This is a genomic window from Musicola keenii, assembly GCF_014855505.1.
Taxonomy (GTDB): domain Bacteria; phylum Pseudomonadota; class Gammaproteobacteria; order Enterobacterales; family Enterobacteriaceae; genus Musicola; species Musicola paradisiaca.
Map to the genome: position 1 here is coordinate 22,676 of NZ_JAAWVW010000003.1, position 17,493 is coordinate 40,168.

Annotated in this window: 15 protein-coding genes; 7 read left to right on the plus strand and 8 right to left on the minus strand. The window is 50.7% G+C overall.

Annotation, left to right across the window (positions count from 1 at the left end; all coding sequences use genetic code 11):
- Positions 1-203 precede the first annotated feature (203 nt).
- A complete protein-coding gene (gene fadR, locus HEP82_RS03825) occupies positions 204-923 on the plus strand; it encodes a fatty acid metabolism transcriptional regulator FadR (RefSeq protein WP_192457096.1) in 720 nt (239 codons plus the stop codon).
- A 51-nt stretch (positions 924-974) separates the two neighbouring features.
- Here the strand turns inward: fadR and HEP82_RS03830 are convergent, their stop codons facing one another.
- The gene (locus HEP82_RS03830; RefSeq protein WP_192456874.1) at positions 975-2,510 is read right to left on the minus strand and encodes a SpoVR family protein; all 1,536 of its coding nucleotides are present in this window, start codon (positions 2,508-2,510) and stop codon (positions 975-977) included.
- Positions 2,511-2,799: 289 nt separating this feature from the next.
- Between HEP82_RS03830 and HEP82_RS03835 the strand changes: the two genes are divergently transcribed.
- Together HEP82_RS03835 and HEP82_RS03840 are read left to right on the plus strand one after the other, a co-directional pair.
- A complete protein-coding gene (locus HEP82_RS03835; RefSeq protein ID WP_192456875.1) occupies positions 2,800-4,050 on the plus strand; it encodes a D-amino acid dehydrogenase in 1,251 nt (416 codons plus the stop codon).
- Positions 4,051-4,304: 254 nt separating this feature from the next.
- Positions 4,305-4,973 (plus strand): metallophosphoesterase, encoded by a 669-nt coding sequence (locus HEP82_RS03840; RefSeq protein ID WP_192456876.1) that lies wholly within the window; start codon positions 4,305-4,307, stop codon positions 4,971-4,973.
- Between the two features lie 47 nt (positions 4,974-5,020).
- Here the strand turns inward: HEP82_RS03840 and HEP82_RS03845 are convergent, their stop codons facing one another.
- Together HEP82_RS03845 and yeaG are read right to left on the minus strand one after the other, a co-directional pair.
- Positions 5,021-6,298, minus strand: a complete 1,278-nt coding sequence (locus HEP82_RS03845; RefSeq protein WP_192456877.1) for a YeaH/YhbH family protein — start codon at positions 6,296-6,298, stop codon at positions 5,021-5,023.
- A 37-nt stretch (positions 6,299-6,335) separates the two neighbouring features.
- Positions 6,336-8,270, minus strand: coding sequence for a protein kinase YeaG (yeaG, locus tag HEP82_RS03850; RefSeq protein WP_012765584.1), 1,935 nt, complete (start codon positions 8,268-8,270; stop codon positions 6,336-6,338).
- Between the two features lie 514 nt (positions 8,271-8,784).
- On the opposite strand from yeaG, the gene HEP82_RS03855 reads away from it, so the two are divergent.
- The gene (locus HEP82_RS03855) at positions 8,785-9,480 is read left to right on the plus strand and encodes a MipA/OmpV family protein (RefSeq protein ID WP_192456878.1); all 696 of its coding nucleotides are present in this window, start codon (positions 8,785-8,787) and stop codon (positions 9,478-9,480) included.
- Between the two features lie 118 nt (positions 9,481-9,598).
- Positions 9,599-10,453: an aldo/keto reductase gene (locus tag HEP82_RS03860; RefSeq protein ID WP_192456879.1), complete on the plus strand. Its 855-nt coding sequence runs from the start codon at positions 9,599-9,601 to the stop codon at positions 10,451-10,453.
- Between the two features lie 53 nt (positions 10,454-10,506).
- Here HEP82_RS03860 and HEP82_RS03865 read toward each other — a convergent pair whose 3' ends face one another.
- Positions 10,507-11,379 carry a D-hexose-6-phosphate mutarotase gene (locus tag HEP82_RS03865; RefSeq protein WP_192456880.1) on the minus strand — a complete coding sequence of 291 codons (873 nt, stop codon included), beginning with the start codon at positions 11,377-11,379 and terminating at the stop codon, positions 10,507-10,509.
- A gap of 96 nt (positions 11,380-11,475) precedes the next feature.
- Positions 11,476-12,471: a glyceraldehyde-3-phosphate dehydrogenase gene (gapA, locus tag HEP82_RS03870; RefSeq protein WP_192456881.1), complete on the minus strand. Its 996-nt coding sequence runs from the start codon at positions 12,469-12,471 to the stop codon at positions 11,476-11,478.
- A gap of 350 nt (positions 12,472-12,821) precedes the next feature.
- Here gapA and msrB point away from each other — a divergent pair, with 350 nt between their 5' ends.
- Together msrB and HEP82_RS03880 are read left to right on the plus strand one after the other, a co-directional pair.
- Positions 12,822-13,238 (plus strand): peptide-methionine (R)-S-oxide reductase MsrB, encoded by a 417-nt coding sequence (msrB, locus tag HEP82_RS03875; RefSeq protein ID WP_192456882.1) that lies wholly within the window; start codon positions 12,822-12,824, stop codon positions 13,236-13,238.
- Between the two features lie 64 nt (positions 13,239-13,302).
- A complete protein-coding gene (locus HEP82_RS03880; RefSeq protein ID WP_192456883.1) occupies positions 13,303-13,572 on the plus strand; it encodes a YeaC family protein in 270 nt (89 codons plus the stop codon).
- Positions 13,573-13,712: 140 nt separating this feature from the next.
- Here the strand turns inward: HEP82_RS03880 and pncA are convergent, their stop codons facing one another.
- The 3 genes from pncA to sppA all read right to left on the minus strand — a co-directional run bounded on the left by pncA (position 13,713) and on the right by sppA (position 17,352).
- On the minus strand, positions 13,713-14,351 hold the full coding sequence (gene pncA / locus HEP82_RS03885) for a bifunctional nicotinamidase/pyrazinamidase (protein ID WP_192456884.1): 639 nt from the start codon (positions 14,349-14,351) through the stop codon (positions 13,713-13,715).
- 42 nt (positions 14,352-14,393) lie between these two features.
- The gene (gene ansA / locus HEP82_RS03890) at positions 14,394-15,413 is read right to left on the minus strand and encodes an asparaginase (RefSeq protein ID WP_192456885.1); all 1,020 of its coding nucleotides are present in this window, start codon (positions 15,411-15,413) and stop codon (positions 14,394-14,396) included.
- An 85-nt stretch (positions 15,414-15,498) separates the two neighbouring features.
- Positions 15,499-17,352 carry a signal peptide peptidase SppA gene (gene sppA, locus HEP82_RS03895; protein WP_192456886.1) on the minus strand — a complete coding sequence of 618 codons (1,854 nt, stop codon included), beginning with the start codon at positions 17,350-17,352 and terminating at the stop codon, positions 15,499-15,501.
- Between the last annotated feature and the right edge of the window lie 141 nt (positions 17,353-17,493).

Consider the following 17,493-nt stretch of genomic DNA (forward strand, 5'->3'; position numbering starts at 1 on the left):
TTGTTTAACAATCTAAAGCGTGTTTAGAGGAATTTATAGCAAATCGCGCAGTATATTCGATTATGTCTGAAAGGAATTGTCTTTAGTCACAGTTTTTATGTCGAATTGAGACGCTAAGGTTCTTCTATGCTATGTCATGTAGGGTTCGTTTGGTATGATGATGTTGACTTTCATTGGTAAACATCGCTACGGAATATAAACTTATGGTTATTAAGGCGCAAAGTCCGGCGGGATTCGCGGAAGAGTATATTATTGAAAGTATCTGGAATAATCGTTTTCCTCCTGGCTCCATTCTTCCGGCAGAACGAGAACTGTCCGAGTTGATTGGTGTCACCCGTACCACGTTGCGTGAGGTGCTACAGCGCCTTTCCCGTGATGGCTGGTTGACGATTCAGCATGGTAAGCCAACCAAAATCAACAATTTTTGGGAAACATCAGGTCTCAATATCCTGGAGACACTGGCGCGGCTTGATCATGATAGCGTTCCTCAACTGATAGATAATCTGCTGGCGGTTCGCACGAATATTGCCGGTATTTTTATTCGCACGGCCGTTAGGCTTCACCCTGCCAAATCGGCAGAAATACTTAAGATGGCTGAATCTGTCCAGGATTCGTCCGATGCGTATGCTGAACTGGATTACAACATCTTCCGTGGATTGGCCTTTGCCTCCGGCAATCCGATTTACGGTTTGATCATTAATGGTCTGAAAGGGCTTTATATCCGGGTTGGACGTTACTATTTCTCTAATCAGGATGCACGTAAAGTGGCCTTGTCGTTCTATCGCCGTCTTGAGTCGCTGAGCCGGGAAGGACTTTATGAACAAGTGCCTGATGCTATTCGCCAATATGGTAAAGAGAGTGGTTCAATCTGGCACGGAATGCAGAATGCCATTCCCAAAGATCTGGCGGAAGGCCGTCGCTAAATAAAACGGGTAGCCAACTGGCTACCCGTTTTATGTGATACTCCGTTCTTATCAGGGATTGTTGCTGCGGGGCGGGCAGCGGTCTATCAGTTCTATGCTGCCATCTTCATTAACCTGTTCCATATAGACATCAAATCCCCACAGCCGGTGTACGTGCTTCATGACTTCACTGCTGCTTTTATCCAAGGGGGTGCGCTGTTGCGGTACATAGCGCAGTGTCAGCGAACGGTTGCCGCGTAAATCCACATTCCATACCTGAATATTCGGCTCGATATTACTCAAATTATATTGAGCTGAGAGTTCCTGGCGTATTTTCTGATACCCCTTCTCATCATGTATTGCTGCGATTTCCAGATAGTTATTGTGGTCGTCATCCAACACGGTGAACAGCCGGAAGTCCCGCATGACCTTAGGTGATAAAAACTGGCTGATAAAGCTTTCGTCTTTGAAGTTCTGCATGGCGAAGTGCAGAGTATCAAGCCAATCTTTGCCTGCGATATCTGGGAACCAGTAACGATCTTCATCGGTCGGATATTGGCAAATCCGCTTGATATCTTGGAACATGGCAAAGCCTAACGCATAGGGATTGATGCCACTGTAGTAAGGGCTGTTATACGGTGGTTGATATACCACATTGGTGTGGCTGTGCAGAAACTCGAGCATGAAGCGATCGGAGAGTTTCCCCTCATCATACAGATGGTTGAGGATAGTATAGTGCCAGAAGGTTGCCCATCCTTCGTTCATGACTTGAGTCTGTTTTTGCGGATAGAAATATTGGCTGATTTTACGCACGATACGCAGAATTTCCCGCTGCCATGGTTCCAGTAACGGTGCGTTCTTTTCCATAAAATAAAGCAAGTTTTCCTGTGGTTCTTGAGGGAAACGGCGTGATTTTTCCTGCGTATTCTCCTGCTCTTTACGCGGCAACGTCCGCCACAGTTCATTCACTTGGCTTTGCAGATAGGCCTCGCGGCTTTTTTGGCGCAACTTTTCCTCTTCCAGCGAGATCTTCTGCGGGCGTTTGTAACGGTCTACACCATAGTTCATCAAGGCATGGCAAGAATCGAGCAGTCGTTCTACTTCATCTACGCCGTGACGCTCTTCGCATTGTGCGATGTATTGTCTGGCGAATAACAGATAATCAATGATGGAACTGGCATCCGTCCAACTGCGGAACAGATAGTTGCCTCTGAAAAAGGAATTATGACCGTAACAGGCATGTGCCATAACCAGCGCCTGCATCGGCATGGTATTTTCTTCCATCAGATAAGCGATGCAAGGATTTGAATTAATTACGATTTCATAGGCCAATCCTTGGTGTCCATGCTTATAACGTTGCTCGGTTTCAATGAACTTTTTCCCAAAGGACCAGTGAGCATAGTTGATGGGCATCCCAATACTGGAGTAAGCGTCCATCATTTGCTCGGAAGTAATGACTTCAATCTGATGAGGATAGGTATTCAGCCGGTACAGCTTGGCAACCCGATCTATTTCATCCAGATAGACTTGCAGTAGATCGAATGTCCAGTCTGGTCCATCATTCAGACGTTGTGGGTTTGTCACCCGGTCATCAATCGATATAGCCATCAGCGCACCTCACTATTACCGCCAGCGCCATCATGTTGGCGCCAGCCTATTTAAATCGTAGCCCAATATGGGAAAAGTGATGTGAAATCGGTAGCTTGGATGAAACATTTCGTCATGGTTGCGCATTTCATCTTACGTGCCCGCATCGTTCTCTCATAATAAATAAAAGCTATATCTCGACGGATGACAATTAATAGTCAAATGCTAAAGTAGTCTTTTATTTTGGTGTGAGTGGCTTTACGCAGCATATTTCGCGGGTCTGGCGGAAGAGTATGGGAGAACAGTAATAATGAACGTGGTGATCTTAGGGAGTGGGGTGATTGGCGTCAGTACGGCCTGGTATCTGAGCCAGTCGGGACATAATGTCACGGTAATTGACCGGCAAGCAGAGCCGGCGCAGGAAACCAGCGCGGCCAATGCAGGCCAGATTTCTCCCGGCTATTCCGCGCCGTGGGCAGCGCCGGGTATCCCATTAAAAGCGGTTAAATGGCTATTTCAGCGGCATGCGCCTTTAGCTATTCGTCCTGATTTCACAACGGCTCAGTTGTGCTGGATGTGGCAAATGTTGCTGAATTGTGATGGCGCACATTACAAGATCAACAAAGCGCGCATGGTTCGTCTGGCAGAATATAGCCGTGATTGTCTCCAACAGTTGCGAGATAAAACAGGGATAGCCTATGAGGGCCGTCAGGGGGGAACGTTGCAGCTGTTTCGTACTCCGCAGCAGTTTGAAAACGCACAGCGTGATATTGCTGTGCTGAAAGAGGCCGGCGTGCCCTATCAACTGTTGGAGTCGGCTGAACTCTCCTCAGTTGAACCGGCTTTGGCCGCTGTTCGCCATCAGCTGACGGGAGGGCTGCGGCTGCCGCACGATGAAACCGGTGATTGTCAGCTGTTTACCCGACAGTTGGCGCAGATGGCGGCGGATGCTGGCGTCACTTTTCGCTTTGGTGTGGAGGTGCAGCGCCTGGATGTTGAGGGAAATCGTATCGCGGGGGTGTATTGCAATGGCGAAAAAATCGTTGCCGATGCATATGTCGTCGCCTGTGGTTCTTACTCTACGGCGTTGCTGGCAACATGGTTTTCTATCCCGGTCTATCCATTAAAAGGATATTCATTAACCATCCCATTGGCGGATGAGGCAGGCTCACCAGTATCGACGGTGCTAGATGAAACATTCAAGGTTGCCATCACTCGTTTTGACCGACGCATTCGTGTCGGTGGGATGGCGGAGATCGCTGGATTTGATCTTTCACTCAATCCGAAACGGCGTCAGACGCTGGAAAAGGTAGTCCGCGATTTGTATCCGCACTGCGGCCCTATCGAACAGGCGGTTTTTTGGACGGGGTTACGCCCGATGACGCCAGATGGTACGCCGTTGGTGGGCCGTTCGCCGTTGCAAAATCTGTACCTCAATACTGGCCACGGTACATTAGGGTGGACGATGTCTTGTGGTTCAGGTCAATTGCTGGCGGATATTATTTCGGCGAAAACCCCCGATATCGAATTCGACGATCTTTCGTATTTCCGCTATCTCTAGATCGTCTGTGTTTTCTGGTGCCGTGTGGATACGGCACCACACACTGCGTTATTCCATTTATCCGGTCATTTCCTCTTGGTAGCGTTTCCCCATTTTGTTCAGTTCCGAATTCCTGTGCTGCTATTCGGTTGTCATTTTTGGAAATAATAAGCCCTTTAATTAAAAGGTGGACAATACTTACATCAGAGATCAGCGCAAAGGAGTGTGCACGGTGAGCGATTGATACGGCGAGTGAAGCCGTCACGGGGGGAAGCATGAGCCTTTATCTGCGAATTGATGGCACCGACTGGCGCAATATTTATGTCGTAGGTGATCTACACGGATGTTATCCGCTATTCACGAGCAAACTGGCGTCATGCCAGTTTGAAAAGGATCAGGATTTGATGATTTCCGTTGGCGATTTAATCGATAGGGGAACACACAATCTGGAATGTCTCGAATTGATAACACAGAAATGGTTCCGGGCAGTGCAGGGAAATCATGAACAGATGGCGATTGTTGGATCTAAACACGAGGTGTCGCGCGATCATTGGTTGAATAACGGCGGCGGCTGGTTTTTTCAATTGAATGAGACACCAATGCATCGTGCGCGAATCTTGTTGGAGGAAACTGCGCGGTTGCCGCTGGTGATTGAAGTGAATTCGGGTGATCGTCGTTATGTGATTGCTCATGCCGATTATCCCGGACATGACTATGCATTTGATAAGCCGATTGATGCTCAACGGGTAGTGTGGAATCGCAGCCGTATCAGTGAAGCCACCAGAGGAGTAGGCACCTCTATTAACGGCGCCGATCTGTTTATCTTTGGACACACGCCGGTACTTCGCCCCTTACGTTTCCTGAATCTCTATTACATTGATACTGGCGCAGTATTTACCGGTAATCTAACTATGATTCAGATTCAGGGACTGTCCCATCATTAAAAAATATCAGCCAGCAAGCGCTGGCTGATATCGGGAGAGTGCGGAGATTACGCATTAGCCGTTTGTTGATGAAAAAGCTCGCGAAAGACTGGGTAGATATCTTCCTGATCACGAATATGCTGCATAGCGAAATTCTCATACTGCTCCCGTAATATTTCATATTCACGCCACAGAGTCTGATGTGAACGCCGGGTGATCTCGATATAGCTGTAGTAACGAACGACCGGCAAGATATGGGTTGTCAGCAGTTCGCGGCACAGCGGCGAGTCATCAGCCCAGTTGTCGCCATCCGATGCTTGTGCGGCATAAATATTCCACTGTGCGGGGTCATAGCGCTCTTTAATTACCTCCTCCATCAGTTTTAAGGCGCTGGATACGATGGTTCCACCGGTTTCTTGTGAGTAGAAAAATTCCTGTTCATCCACTTCTTTTGCTTGCGTATGGTGGCGAATGTACACCACCTCTACATTTTTGTAAGTACGACTCAGGAACAGGTACAGCAGGATATAGAAGCGTTTGGCGATATCTTTCGTTGCCTGATCCATTGAGCCGGAAACATCCATCAGACAGAACATAACGGCCTGGCTGGATGGTTCAGGTCTACGTTCATAATTTTTATAGCGAAGATCAAAGGTATCAATGAACGGTACGCTGGCGATACGTTGGCGTAATTCGATAATTTCCTGCCGGATGCGCTCCTCTTCAAGCAGCTGGGCTGGTTCGGTATTTTCCAGCTGTACCAGTTCTTCTTCCAGATGATGCAGTTCGTGCCGCTTCCCCGCGGTCATGGCCATGCGGCGAGCCAACGAGTTTTGCAACGAACGCACCACACTGATATTGGCGGGAACGCCGTTAGAGGTGTATCCCGACCGATGTGTTTTGTATTCATTCAATTGACGGTGCTCGGTTTTTTTCAGATTTGGCAGCGCCAGATCTTCAAACAGCAGGTCAAGGTATTCATCCTTCGAAATCTGAAAGACGAACTCATCCTGTCCCTCGCCATCCTGACCGGCATCTCCCTGGCCTGAACCTCCTCCGCCACCGCCACCTTGTGGCCGCTCAATTTTGTCATTTTGTACAAAATGATCGTTACCGGGGTGAACCCGGTGACGCACGCCGCCACGACCTTGATGGAACATCGGCTCACTGATATCCGAATTGGGGATCGAAATCGATTCCCCGTTATCCACATCGGTTACCGAACGCTTGTTGATGGCCTCGGCAATCGATTGTTTTATCTGCGATTTATAGCGGCGTAAAAAGCGCTGGCGGTTCACCGCGCTTTTGTTTTTACCGTTTAATCGCCGATCAATGAAATAGGCCATGTTTCCCCCAAACGACGTTGTCTGCCGATGTATTGCATCAAGACGACTTCCTCACGCGCAGATACCACTCGCAGAGCAAGCGCACCTGTTTGCGGGTGTAGCCTTTTTCCATCATGCGATCAACAAAGTCGTCGTGTTTCTTCTGTTCTTCCGTTGACGTCTTGGTATTAAACGAAATCACCGGCAGCAATTCTTCGGTGTTTGAGAACATTTTCTTCTCAATGACCGTGCGCAGTTTTTCGTAGCTGGTCCAGTTCGGATTGCGGCCGTTATTGTTAGCCCGAGCACGCAGCACGAAATTGACAATCTCGTTACGGAAATCTTTCGGGTTGCTAATGCCCGCCGGTTTCTCAATTTTCTCCAGTTCAGCGTTCAGTGACTCGCGGTCAAAAAGCTGCCCGGTATCCGGATCACGGTACTCCTGATCCTGAATCCAGAAGTCGGCGTAGGTAACGTAACGGTCGAAAATGTTCTGTCCGTACTCGGAATAGGATTCCAGATAGGCAGTTTGAATTTCTTTACCGATAAATTCCGCATACTTGGGAATCAGATACCCTTTCAGATGCTCCAGATATTTCTCTGACACGTCCTGCGGAAATTGCTCACGTTCGATTTGCTGTTCCAGCACGTAGAACAGATGTACCGGGTTGGCTGCTACCTCACCGTGATCAAAGTTGAAAACACGCGACAGAATTTTGAAGGCAAACCGGGTAGAAAGCCCTTTCATGCCTTCGTCAACGCCGGCATAGTCGCGATATTCCTGATAGGATTTCGCTTTCGGGTCGGTGTCCTTCAGGCTTTCGCCATCATAAACCCGCATCTTCGAATAGATGCTGGAGTTTTCCGGTTCTTTCAACCGCGAAAGGATGGAAAAACGCGCCAGCGTTTCCAACGTTCCGGGTGCGCAGGGTGCGCGGCACAATTCGCTGTTTGTCAGTAACTTATCGTAAATTTTGACTTCTTCGGACACGCGCAGGCAGTAAGGCACCTTGACGATATAGACACGGTCGAGGAAGGCCTCGTTGTTTTTGTTGTTACGGAATTGTACCCATTCCGATTCGTTGGAGTGGGCGAGGATGATGCCATTGAATGGCAGGGCAGCGATGCCTTCGGTGCCGTTATAGTTCCCTTCCTGTGTGGCGGTCAGCAACGGATGAAGCACTTTGATCGGCGCCTTGAACATTTCCACGAATTCCATAATGCCTTGGTTGGCCCGGCACAATGCGCCGGAGTATCCATAGGCATCGGGATCGTTTTGTGCAAAGTGTTCCAATTTTCGAATATCGACTTTGCCGACCAGCGCAGAGATATCTTGGTTGTTTTCGTCACCGGGCTCGGTTTTGGCGATGGCCAGTTGAGCCAGAATCGACGGCCAGACTTTGACGACACGGAACTTGGTAATATCGCCGCCGAACTCTTGCAGTCGCTTGGCGGCCCAGGGCGACATGATCGTGCCGAGGTAACGACGGGGAACGCCATATTCTTTTTCCAGAATGGAGGCATCTTCCTGAGGGTTGAACAGGCTGAACGGATGGTCATTCACAGGGCTGCGCTCGCCATTGGCGCTCAGCACATAAATTGGCACCCGTTGCATCAACGCTTTAAGGCGCTCGGCCAATGAGGACTTGCCGCCGCCTACCGGCCCCAGCAGATAAAGAATCTGTTTCTTTTCTTCAAGCCCCTGCGCCGCATGCTTCAGGTAGGACACGATCTGCTCGATAGCCTCCTCCATTCCGTAAAACTCTTCAAACGCAGGGTAGCGGGCGATCACCCGGTTGGAAAATAACCGAGACAGACGCGGTTCCTGGGCAGTGTCCACCATAATGGGCTCACCGATAGCCATCAACAACCGCTCTGCGGCATTCACGTAAGCGCTACGATCCTGCTGGCAGATGGTAAGGAACTCCTGCAAGGTGAATTCTTCATCCTTGGCAGCGTCGTAACGCTGACGGTAATGATCAAATATGTTCATAACGATGCCCGTCCTTCGTCGATTAACACAGAGTTAGAGAGCGAATGGTATGTGTACTGCCCGTGTAATGGATGCTCTCCCGGAAGAAGCACTTCCCTCTGAATACAGCAACCCTTATGCCAACTTGTGGTATCGGGATTTGTTATCAACCGTTCATCTGCGCTGGATTCAGTGGTCAGCCATCCCCTTAGGTTAAAGCGTAGTTTGCATCCATAAAATTGCCTCCATTCTTACAACGTATTTTTAAGATATTTCAAGGACTCACTTTGCAAACCTGGCGCGTAATCCGGTGCAATATGCTGGAGGGTCGCGCCGATAAAGGCGTTATCGGCGGAAGATAAAATCGTTATAACGTAGGTATATTTCGTATTAATGTGACTTGGGTATGACTCCGACACCCGCACCAGGCATGGCTCGGTGTCAACGCAACACGACGCAACACTGAACAGGAGCAGAAATCGTGAAACAGTATTCATTACTTTTTCTAACGGCCGTGGCCACCGGAACGACAGGCATGTCTGCGGCTTTTGCGGATGAGCTCTCACTAGGGGCGGGGGTTATAGGACAAACATCGGTTTATCGCGGCGATAATGGGCACGTCTATCCATTTCCATTGCTTAATTATGATAACCGGTATGTGTACTTTCATGGTCTGGAGGGGGGGTATTACCTATGGCGCGATGAGCAGGACAAACTATCGTTGACCGCTCGTTATTCGCCACTCGGTTTCAAACCTGGGGATAGCAGCGACAGCCGTTTGCAGCAACTTGACCGTCGTCGGGGAACATTGATGGCGGGATTGGCATACCAGCACGAGGCGAATTGGGGCACACTCCGCACCTCGCTAACGGGCGATACTCTGGATTACAGCAACGGCCTGGAGTGGGATTCCGCCTATTTGTATCGCATCACGACAGGCAACTGGAGCCTGACGCCTGGCATGGGTGTGGTTTGGTCCAGTGAAAACCAGAATCGCTACTACTATGGCATTACCGGCGATGAGTCTGTACGGTCGGGACTCGCGCGCTATCAACCCGATGATAGCTGGTCGCCTTATGCGGAACTGAATGTGGGCTACCGGTTGACGGAGAACTGGAACGCTTGGCTGAGCGGCCGTTATGTGTTGTTGTCTGACGACATCAAAAACAGCCCGATGGTGGATAAAAACTATCATCTGATGTTGGGCGGCGGGGTCAGCTATCGCTTCTGAGGTATAACGCTTTTTTATGGTGCAAGTGATGCACAAAAAGAGGGCTGCCCACTTCATTTGCACGTTAATAAGGCGTGGCAGCTCTGCTACCCTGATGGAAAACAGGAGTGTGCAACAGATGACAAGCAAAAAAGTAACGTTCCCCCATGGGGTAAGCATACCGGCTATAGGGCAGGGAACCTGGTTTATGGGGGAGCAGGCCGGCCGGCGCGCTGATGAGGTTAGGGCGCTACAAGCCGGCATCGACCAGGGCATGACGCTTATCGATACGGCGGAAATGTATGCGGAAGGCGGCGCTGAGATGGTGGTTGGCGAAGCGATTTGCGGCCGGCGCGAGGCTGTGTTTTTGGTGTCGAAGGTTTATCCGCACAATGCAGGCGGCGCTAAAGCCGAAGCCGCTTGCGAGCGCAGTCTGAAGCGTTTAGGAACGGATTACATCGATTTATATTTGTTGCACTGGCGTGGCGGCATCCCCTTGCCGGACACCATTGCCGCCATGGAGAAGTTACAGCGGCAGGGGAAGATTCGGCATTGGGGCGTCTCTAACCTGGATGTGGATGACATGCAGGAACTTTGGGAATATCAGGGGGGAGACCACTGTCAGACGAATCAGGTGCTGTATCACTTAGCGTCCAGGGGGATTGAGTATGATTTGCTGCCCTGGTGTCGGCAACACCAGCTGCCGGTGATGGCTTATTGCCCGTTGGCGCAGGCCGGAACATTACGCAACAATCTATTCAGGAATTCAGCCATTGTTCGTGTGGCAGAGCAGTATAGGCTGACGCCGGCACAAGTTTTACTGGCATGGGCGATTCGTCATCCCGGTGTGATCGCGATCCCTAAAGCCAGCTCGATAGCTCATGTCAGGGAGAATGCCGCTGCTATGTCGGTGACGCTGAACGATGAGGCGCTTGCGCTATTGGAGCAGGCGTTTCCCGCGCCTCGCCGCAAGATGTCGCTGGATATCGTGTAGTCGCGTCAGCGGTGTTTCGCGGTAATGGCTGGTATTCACCAGCCATTATTTCATCACTTATTGATACGGATCGTAGTGGCCAGACGGGCCGGGGCTTGGGTCGTGGCGACAAACGGCTGAGTGACTTTGGCGGTTTCCACGCAAACGAAGGTTCGGCTGCCCGTTTCGGTCATATCGCTGATGGTTTTCGCCAGATCAGCACCTGGGTTCCAGGCAACAACATCGCTATGGTGGTGGTGATGCACTTCAATGGTGCGGTTTAGTACCGGATCCTGAATGCGGCTAATGGACGAGGGGTGGGTGTAAATACGATCTGTCCGATCCGTAAAGACCAAATCACCCTGTTGGAAATCAGTATTACCACCATTCACCTTGTCGATGAACGTATCTCCCAGCCCAGCGACACTGATTTTACCGATGTCACCAATCTGGAAATAGGTATGCAGCGCGCTGGTAATGCTGTAATTGCCGTGTGCTTCCAACTCCATATGACATTCGGACTGGCTCAAGTGGAAACGGGCTACCACGGTGAATTCATGCGGCCAGGCTTGCAGGGTTTGCTCGGTATCACGCAATGTGAAGGAGAGAGTTACGCCGTGCTCATCCTCGCTGTGCGCAGTGAACTCCCACGGCAATAGTCGCCCGAAACCGTGATTGGGCTGGGATACCGGGCCAAACCAAGGGAAACAAATGGGGACGCCGCCGCGAATAGCTACGCCATCTTCAAATGGCGTATTCTCGCTGATCCACAGTACCGGCGCTTCGCCCTGAGGTTGCCAGCTAAGCAGGTGCGCCCCCTGTAGGGCGACGGCTGCACGAACTTTAGGGTGTTCGACGACGATCAGCGGTAGCTGATCTAACTGACGTTGACTGATATGAGCGGTAATAGTGTCGATGATAGGAAGCGAATAGATGCTGTCGTTCATGATATGGGGTCTTGCCTTATTAAAGTGAAGTTAGACCTGCAGATAAGCAAAAGGGCGACATCGTCGCCCTTTTATCATCGTCTCATCATCACGCCATTATTTGGAGATGTGAGCGATCAGATCCAGAACCTTGTTGGAATAACCGGTTTCGTTGTCGTACCAGGAAACCAGTTTCACAAACGTATCGCTCAGTGCGATACCAGCTTTGGCGTCAAATACGGAAGTCAGTTTCTCGCCGTTGAAATCGGTAGATACGACATCGTCTTCAGTGTAACCCAGCACGCCTTTCAGTTCGCCTTCGGATGCGGCTTTGATGGCTTCACAAATTTCTTTGTATGTAGCTGGTTTTTCCAGACGTGCAGTCAGGTCAACCACGGATACGTTCGGCGTCGGAACACGGAACGCCATACCGGTCAGTTTGCCGTTCAGCGCAGGGATAACTTTACCTACCGCTTTGGCCGCACCGGTAGAGGACGGGATAATGTTCTGGGACGCGCCGCGACCGCCGCGCCAGTCTTTGTGCGACGGGCCGTCAACGGTTTTCTGAGTAGCGGTGGTGGCGTGAACGGTAGTCATCAGCGCTTCAACGATGCCGAATTTGTCGTTGATGACTTTAGCCAGCGGGGCCAGGCAGTTAGTGGTGCATGATGCGTTGGAAACGATATCCTGACCAGCGTAAGCCGTGTGGTTAACACCCATTACGAACATCGGGGTATTGTCTTTGGACGGGCCCGTCAGAACAACTTTCTTGGCACCAGCCTGAATGTGTTTGCGTGCGGTTTCGTCAGTCAGGAAAATACCGGTTGCTTCAGCAACCACATCAACACCAACGTCGTTCCATTTCAGGCTAGCCGGATCTCTTTCTGCGGTAACACGGATGGTTTTGCCGTTAACGACCAGATTCCCATCTTTCACTTCAACCGTGCCGTTGAAACGTCCATGAGTAGAGTCATATTTCAGCATGTACGCCATGTATTCCGCGTCCAACAGATCGTTGATTGCAACGATTTCGATGTCAGAACGTTCTTGCGCAGCGCGGAAAACAATACGGCCAATACGGCCAAATCCGTTGATACCTACTTTGATAGTCATATATTCCACCAGCTATTGGTTAGTGAATAAAAGGTTGGTTGTAAAATTACAAAAACCTTACTGAGCGTCAAGCGGAATCGAGTCAATAGTTGCTGTAAGTCAAAAGCCTGCCCAACAATTGCGCGATCAATAGCAATCAGCCTAACTAAAGTGCTGCGACAATGATATGAGGAATAGGCGGTTATTAGAACACTTGTCCGTCGCCTAATTGTGAGCGACATCACAATTAAGGATGCTTATGGCTGAGTTACTTGTGTACAAGGGGAAACAAGCTGCCGGTGTGTTAATTTTTTGTTATGTTTATTCGTTGTATTCATCAGGTGAAACTTTTTGTTTGCGGTGCGAATAACATGACTAAATTACCCCTGAATCAGCGTAATCCTGAGACGTTAACGGAGATACAGCGCTATGTAACCCAGCAGCGCGGTACCGAAGCTCCCTTCACCGGCAAGTTGCTTCATAACCGGCGTACCGGCGTTTACCACTGTTTGTGTTGCCATCAACCGCTCTTTGAATCGATGCACAAATATGATTCCGGTTGTGGCTGGCCCAGCTTTGATCAGCCTTGTACTACCGAATCGGTACGTTATCTGGACGACTATTCTCATCATATGCATCGTATCGAAATCCGTTGCGGCCACTGTGATGCCCATCTTGGTCATGTATTTCCGGATGGCCCGCAGGATTCGAGCGGTGAGCGCTACTGCGTTAACTCTGCATCACTCAGCTTTGTTGATGCGGAAAATAATCAGCAGACTGATGGTTAAGCATTTTCAATGAATCATTGAAGTGAAACGTTTCAGCTCAAATTAACCAATATCTGGAAAAAATATGCAAATTGATGACTTAATTAGCGTCATGACTCCGGAGATTTATCAGCGGCTTGTTACGGCGGTTGAACTGGGCAAGTGGCCGGATGGTGTCGTGCTCAGCGTGGAACAGAAAGAAAATGCCTTGCAGGCAGTGATGTTGTGGCAATCTCGCCACAACAGAGAAGCCGATCATATGACCATCAATACCCAGGGCGAAATCGAGATGAAGAGTAAGCAGGAGCTCAAACAGCGGTTTGCTGGGGAGACAATCGCCAGGCTCAAGCCATAAAAGAACGGTAGCATCCAGCGGCGCGACGGGCAGTGAGTGCGGTCTGAACGCGGTATGGCGACAGCAATAAGTCCGAATGGGTTCTACCGGTATGCTTCTTCATGACTTTTCCGCGGAAATACCTGAGCTGCGGTACAGCATCAGGCAAGGACGTTGATGAAATGCGTCAAATCAATCAGCGTAGCGCCACGTTGCGACATCTCGTTCAGTGCGTTCTGGCTGTCGTTTGGGTGCAGATTGACGCCGCGACAGCCATCGACCAGTACCTCGGTTTGATAACCCAATTCCAGAGCATCCAGCACGGTATATTTGACACAGTAATCTGTCGCCAGCCCCATGATGGTTAATTGGGTGATGTGGCGGCGATTGAGCCAGTCGTGCAAGCCGGTACTGGCGCGGTGGCCGTTGTCGAAAAAGGCGCTGTAGCTGTCGATATCAGGCTGAACCCCTTTACGCACTACCCACTCAATCGCATTTTGGTTCAGCTGTGGATGAAACTCCGCCCCAGGTTGGTTTTGAACACAGTGAACCGGCCACCAAATTTGCGTTAACCCGTCGAGATTGCCCATTGCCCCGACTTCGGTTCCTGAGTTCACGGCAAAACTACGATGATTTGCCGGATGCCAGTCCTGGCTGGCGATCACGGTGATATTGGCTTTTATCGCGGCGTCTATCGCCAGATTTGCAACGTCGACCACGCGATCGCCATCGGTGACGGCGAGTGCGCCGCCGGGGCAGAAGTCGTTTTGCACATCAATAAGGAGCAGAGCCTTGTTCATTCTATTTATCCCATACCCGGTTCGTCGATGAGTCCCGCAAAATCAATCGTTGTCGCTCAATTCACCACGCAGATTCTGCTGCATAAGCTGGCGAATTTCATCCGGCGAGAGATCATTTCTGCTCAACAGATAGTGCAGCTTCGTCAGCGCAGCTTCAACCGTCATGTCGAAGCCACTGATAACCCCCGCCTGAGCGAGAGCATTACCGGTTGCATATCCCCCCATATTGACTCGCCCAGAGATACATTGCGTCAGATTGACCACCACGATGCCGCGTTCATAAGCCTGGCGTAGTTCATTCAGTAGTCCACTGCTTTGCGGCGCGTTCCCTACGCCATAGGAGCGCAGTATTAGCGCTTTTACTGGTTGAAGCAGGAAGTTGCTTACCACATCGGCGGAAATGCCGGGATAGATGGTGACAACGCCGATAGGCTGGGGGGTGATGGGGTGGACAATCAGCGTGCTCTGTTCAATGGTCTGAGTGGGAGGTGTGATGCGGCGAATGTGGATGCCGGCTTCCAACAAGGGTGGAAAATTGGGGGAAGCAAAGGCATCAAAACCATCTGCGTGCGCTTTGGTTGTGCGATTGCCGCGCAGCAACTTGTTGTTGAAAAACAGACTGACTTCATTGACGGGGTAGTTGGCGGCGACATAGAGCGCGTTCAACAAGTTAGTTTGGCCGTCGGATCGCAGTTCGGCGAGCGGGATTTGTGACCCCGTCACAATGACCGGTTTGGACAAATTTTCCAGCATGAACGAGAGTGCAGAGGCGGTAAACGCCATGGTATCGGTACCATGCAGAATAACGAAGCCATCATATTCGTCGTAATGCTGACGAATATCATCGGCGATCGATTGCCAGTCCGATGGTGTCATGTCGGAAGAATCGATCAGCGGCGTATATTCATGAATGGTGAATACAGGCATCTCCGGACGATGAAATTCCGGCATCTGCGCCAGTTGCTGTTGCAGATGACCAGACACGGGAATATAGCCGTGTTCTGAACGTTGCATACCGATGGTGCCGCCGGTATAGGCGACATAAATGGATTTTCTTTGCATGGGATTAGGTATCAGTTATCAGAGCCCGAATACTCGGGATCCTATTGTAAAAATCGCCCGGCACCAAGGCCGGGCGTGAAAAGCGTCAACGAACTTCGCCGCAGGTCAGGCAAAGTGCGTAACGATTTTGTGGATCGTTGAGGGCATTCAGCGCCGAAATCTGTGTCTGCACGGTTTCCGCCAGACGAACTGCCGGTGCGGGCAGAGCAGCCTGCAGCGCTGTGGGCAACATGGCGTAGACCGAACCTCTGATCTGGCTGAACATCACGGAAAACAGATCGGCGTTTTCAGTGAACCAACTTAATTGATAGTGCTCCAGGCTGGCCAGTTCCGCTGCTTTTTTCACCGCATCGTCAAAATCGCCCAACTGATCGACCAAGCCGTTAGCTTTGGCGTCGCTACCGATCCAGACATGGCCCTGTGCGATGGCATCCACATCTTCCGGTGTTTTTTTACGGGACTGCGCGACCAGTGAGACGAAGGTTTTATAACCACGCTCGATGTTGATTTGCATCAATTGCGCCGTTTCGGACGGTAATCCTTTGGTTTCGGCTAAATCGGCCAATGGCGACGTTGCGACGCCATCAGTATGCACGCCGACGCTATCCAGCGAGTTCTCAAACGTAGTCAGTACGCCAAAAATGCCGATAGAGCCTGTCAATGTGCTAGGGCTGGCAATAATGGCGCTGGCAGGCGTTGAGATCCAATAACCGCCGGATGCAGCCATTCCCCCCATGGATACCACGACTGGTTTGCCTGCTTGACGTACCGCCGCCAGCTCCGCCCGGATCAATTCCGAGGCGGAAACGCTGCCGCCAGGGCTATTGACACGTAACACCACCGCTTTGATTTTGGGATCCAGACGGGCTTCGCGGATCTGATCCGCCGTGGTGTCTCCGCCAACATATCCAGGTGTCTCCGGGCCGTCAACGATTGTACCGTTGGCGAAAATAACGGCAATTTCGTTGCTGTCCGCGACGGGATTATTCGGCTTATAGTCATAAATGCTGGTGGCGTTGAAATTCTTGTTTTTAGCATCCCAACCGAATGCTTTGACCAGCGACTGTTCGATGGCCGGGCGGGTCGCTACTTCATCCACCAGCTTGTTCTCAAGTGCATAACGTGCCGTATCGCCCTCCACGGCACGCAAGTTTTTCAGCAAACCGTCGGCACCGGGAAAGAGTTGTTGCGCGGTGATCTGACGGTTGGCTGCTACCGTATTCAGGTAGTTTTGCCAGAGTAGGGATACCCAACGGCTGTCGGCCTCGCGAGCGGCAGGCGACATGTCGTCGCGAATGAACGGCTCGACGGCGGATTTGTACGTCCCGACCCGGAAGATATGCGTGCTGACTTTGAGTTTGTCCAGCAACGTCTTGTAATAGAGGTTATTGGTGGCGAAACCGTGCAGGTCAACATTCCCCTGGGGTGTCAGGTAGATCTTGTTGGCGAAACTGGCGAGGTAGTATTGCGCCTGTGTGAAATTATCGCCGATGGCGAAAATAGGCTTGCCCGCATCACGGAATTCACGCAATGCCTTGCCGATATATTGCAGTGAGGGTTGATCGGCACCGGAAAAATCAGATAGGTCCATCACCATGCCGGTAATGTTGTTGTCGTCTTTCGCCTGCCGGATGGTATCGACGATATCGAATAGCGAATTTTCCTGGCGGCGGTTTGGCGCGACGCCAAAAAATTCCCGACCCAGTTGGCGTAATTTGTTATTGATGGACGGCTTGTCCACCACGATCCCGGACAGATCGAACAGCAGGGCGCCGCGAGTGGGTTCGACAACCTGTGCGGTTTTGAACTGGCTGTATATACCGACAGCGATGAGGATCAGGGCAAGCAGGAACAGGTTGAGGATAAACTCGCGAATAAAATTCAGCAGGCGCCATCCCCACTTGAATAATCCGCTGAAAATTCGCCACATTGTGCGCATGTTAACTCCGTCTACTGGAAACCGGTTTAGTATCCTAATGAGCGTAACAGTAAATGTCAGCTATTTATAACGCTGCACCGGCAGGGCTCGTGGGCTAACTTGTAACAAAACTTCTACCTGTGCTAACGTGGCGCGCAATCT

Excerpts from the sequence above, each read along its gene's own strand:
- HEP82_RS03840 (WP_192456876.1), top strand. The coding sequence starts at position 4,305 with ATGAGCCTTTATCTGCGAATTGATGGCACCGACTGGCGCAATATTTAT.
- sppA (WP_192456886.1), bottom strand. The coding sequence starts at position 17,352 with ATGCGCACAATGTGGCGAATTTTCAGCGGATTATTCAAGTGGGGATGG.
- HEP82_RS03855 (WP_192456878.1), top strand. The coding sequence starts at position 8,785 with ATGTCTGCGGCTTTTGCGGATGAGCTCTCACTAGGGGCGGGGGTTATA.
- fadR (WP_192457096.1), top strand. The coding sequence starts at position 204 with ATGGTTATTAAGGCGCAAAGTCCGGCGGGATTCGCGGAAGAGTATATT.
- HEP82_RS03865 (WP_192456880.1), bottom strand. The coding sequence starts at position 11,379 with ATGAACGACAGCATCTATTCGCTTCCTATCATCGACACTATTACCGCT.
- HEP82_RS03845 (WP_192456877.1), bottom strand. The coding sequence starts at position 6,298 with ATGGCCTATTTCATTGATCGGCGATTAAACGGTAAAAACAAAAGCGCG.
- ansA (WP_192456885.1), bottom strand. The coding sequence starts at position 15,413 with ATGCAAAGAAAATCCATTTATGTCGCCTATACCGGCGGCACCATCGGT.
- HEP82_RS03835 (WP_192456875.1), top strand. The coding sequence starts at position 2,800 with ATGAACGTGGTGATCTTAGGGAGTGGGGTGATTGGCGTCAGTACGGCC.
- HEP82_RS03860 (WP_192456879.1), top strand. The coding sequence starts at position 9,599 with ATGACAAGCAAAAAAGTAACGTTCCCCCATGGGGTAAGCATACCGGCT.
- msrB (WP_192456882.1), top strand. The coding sequence starts at position 12,822 with ATGACTAAATTACCCCTGAATCAGCGTAATCCTGAGACGTTAACGGAG.
- gapA (WP_192456881.1), bottom strand. The coding sequence starts at position 12,471 with ATGACTATCAAAGTAGGTATCAACGGATTTGGCCGTATTGGCCGTATT.
- yeaG (WP_012765584.1), bottom strand. The coding sequence starts at position 8,270 with ATGAACATATTTGATCATTACCGTCAGCGTTACGACGCTGCCAAGGAT.
- HEP82_RS03830 (WP_192456874.1), bottom strand. The coding sequence starts at position 2,510 with ATGGCTATATCGATTGATGACCGGGTGACAAACCCACAACGTCTGAAT.
- pncA (WP_192456884.1), bottom strand. The coding sequence starts at position 14,351 with ATGAACAAGGCTCTGCTCCTTATTGATGTGCAAAACGACTTCTGCCCC.
- HEP82_RS03880 (WP_192456883.1), top strand. The coding sequence starts at position 13,303 with ATGCAAATTGATGACTTAATTAGCGTCATGACTCCGGAGATTTATCAG.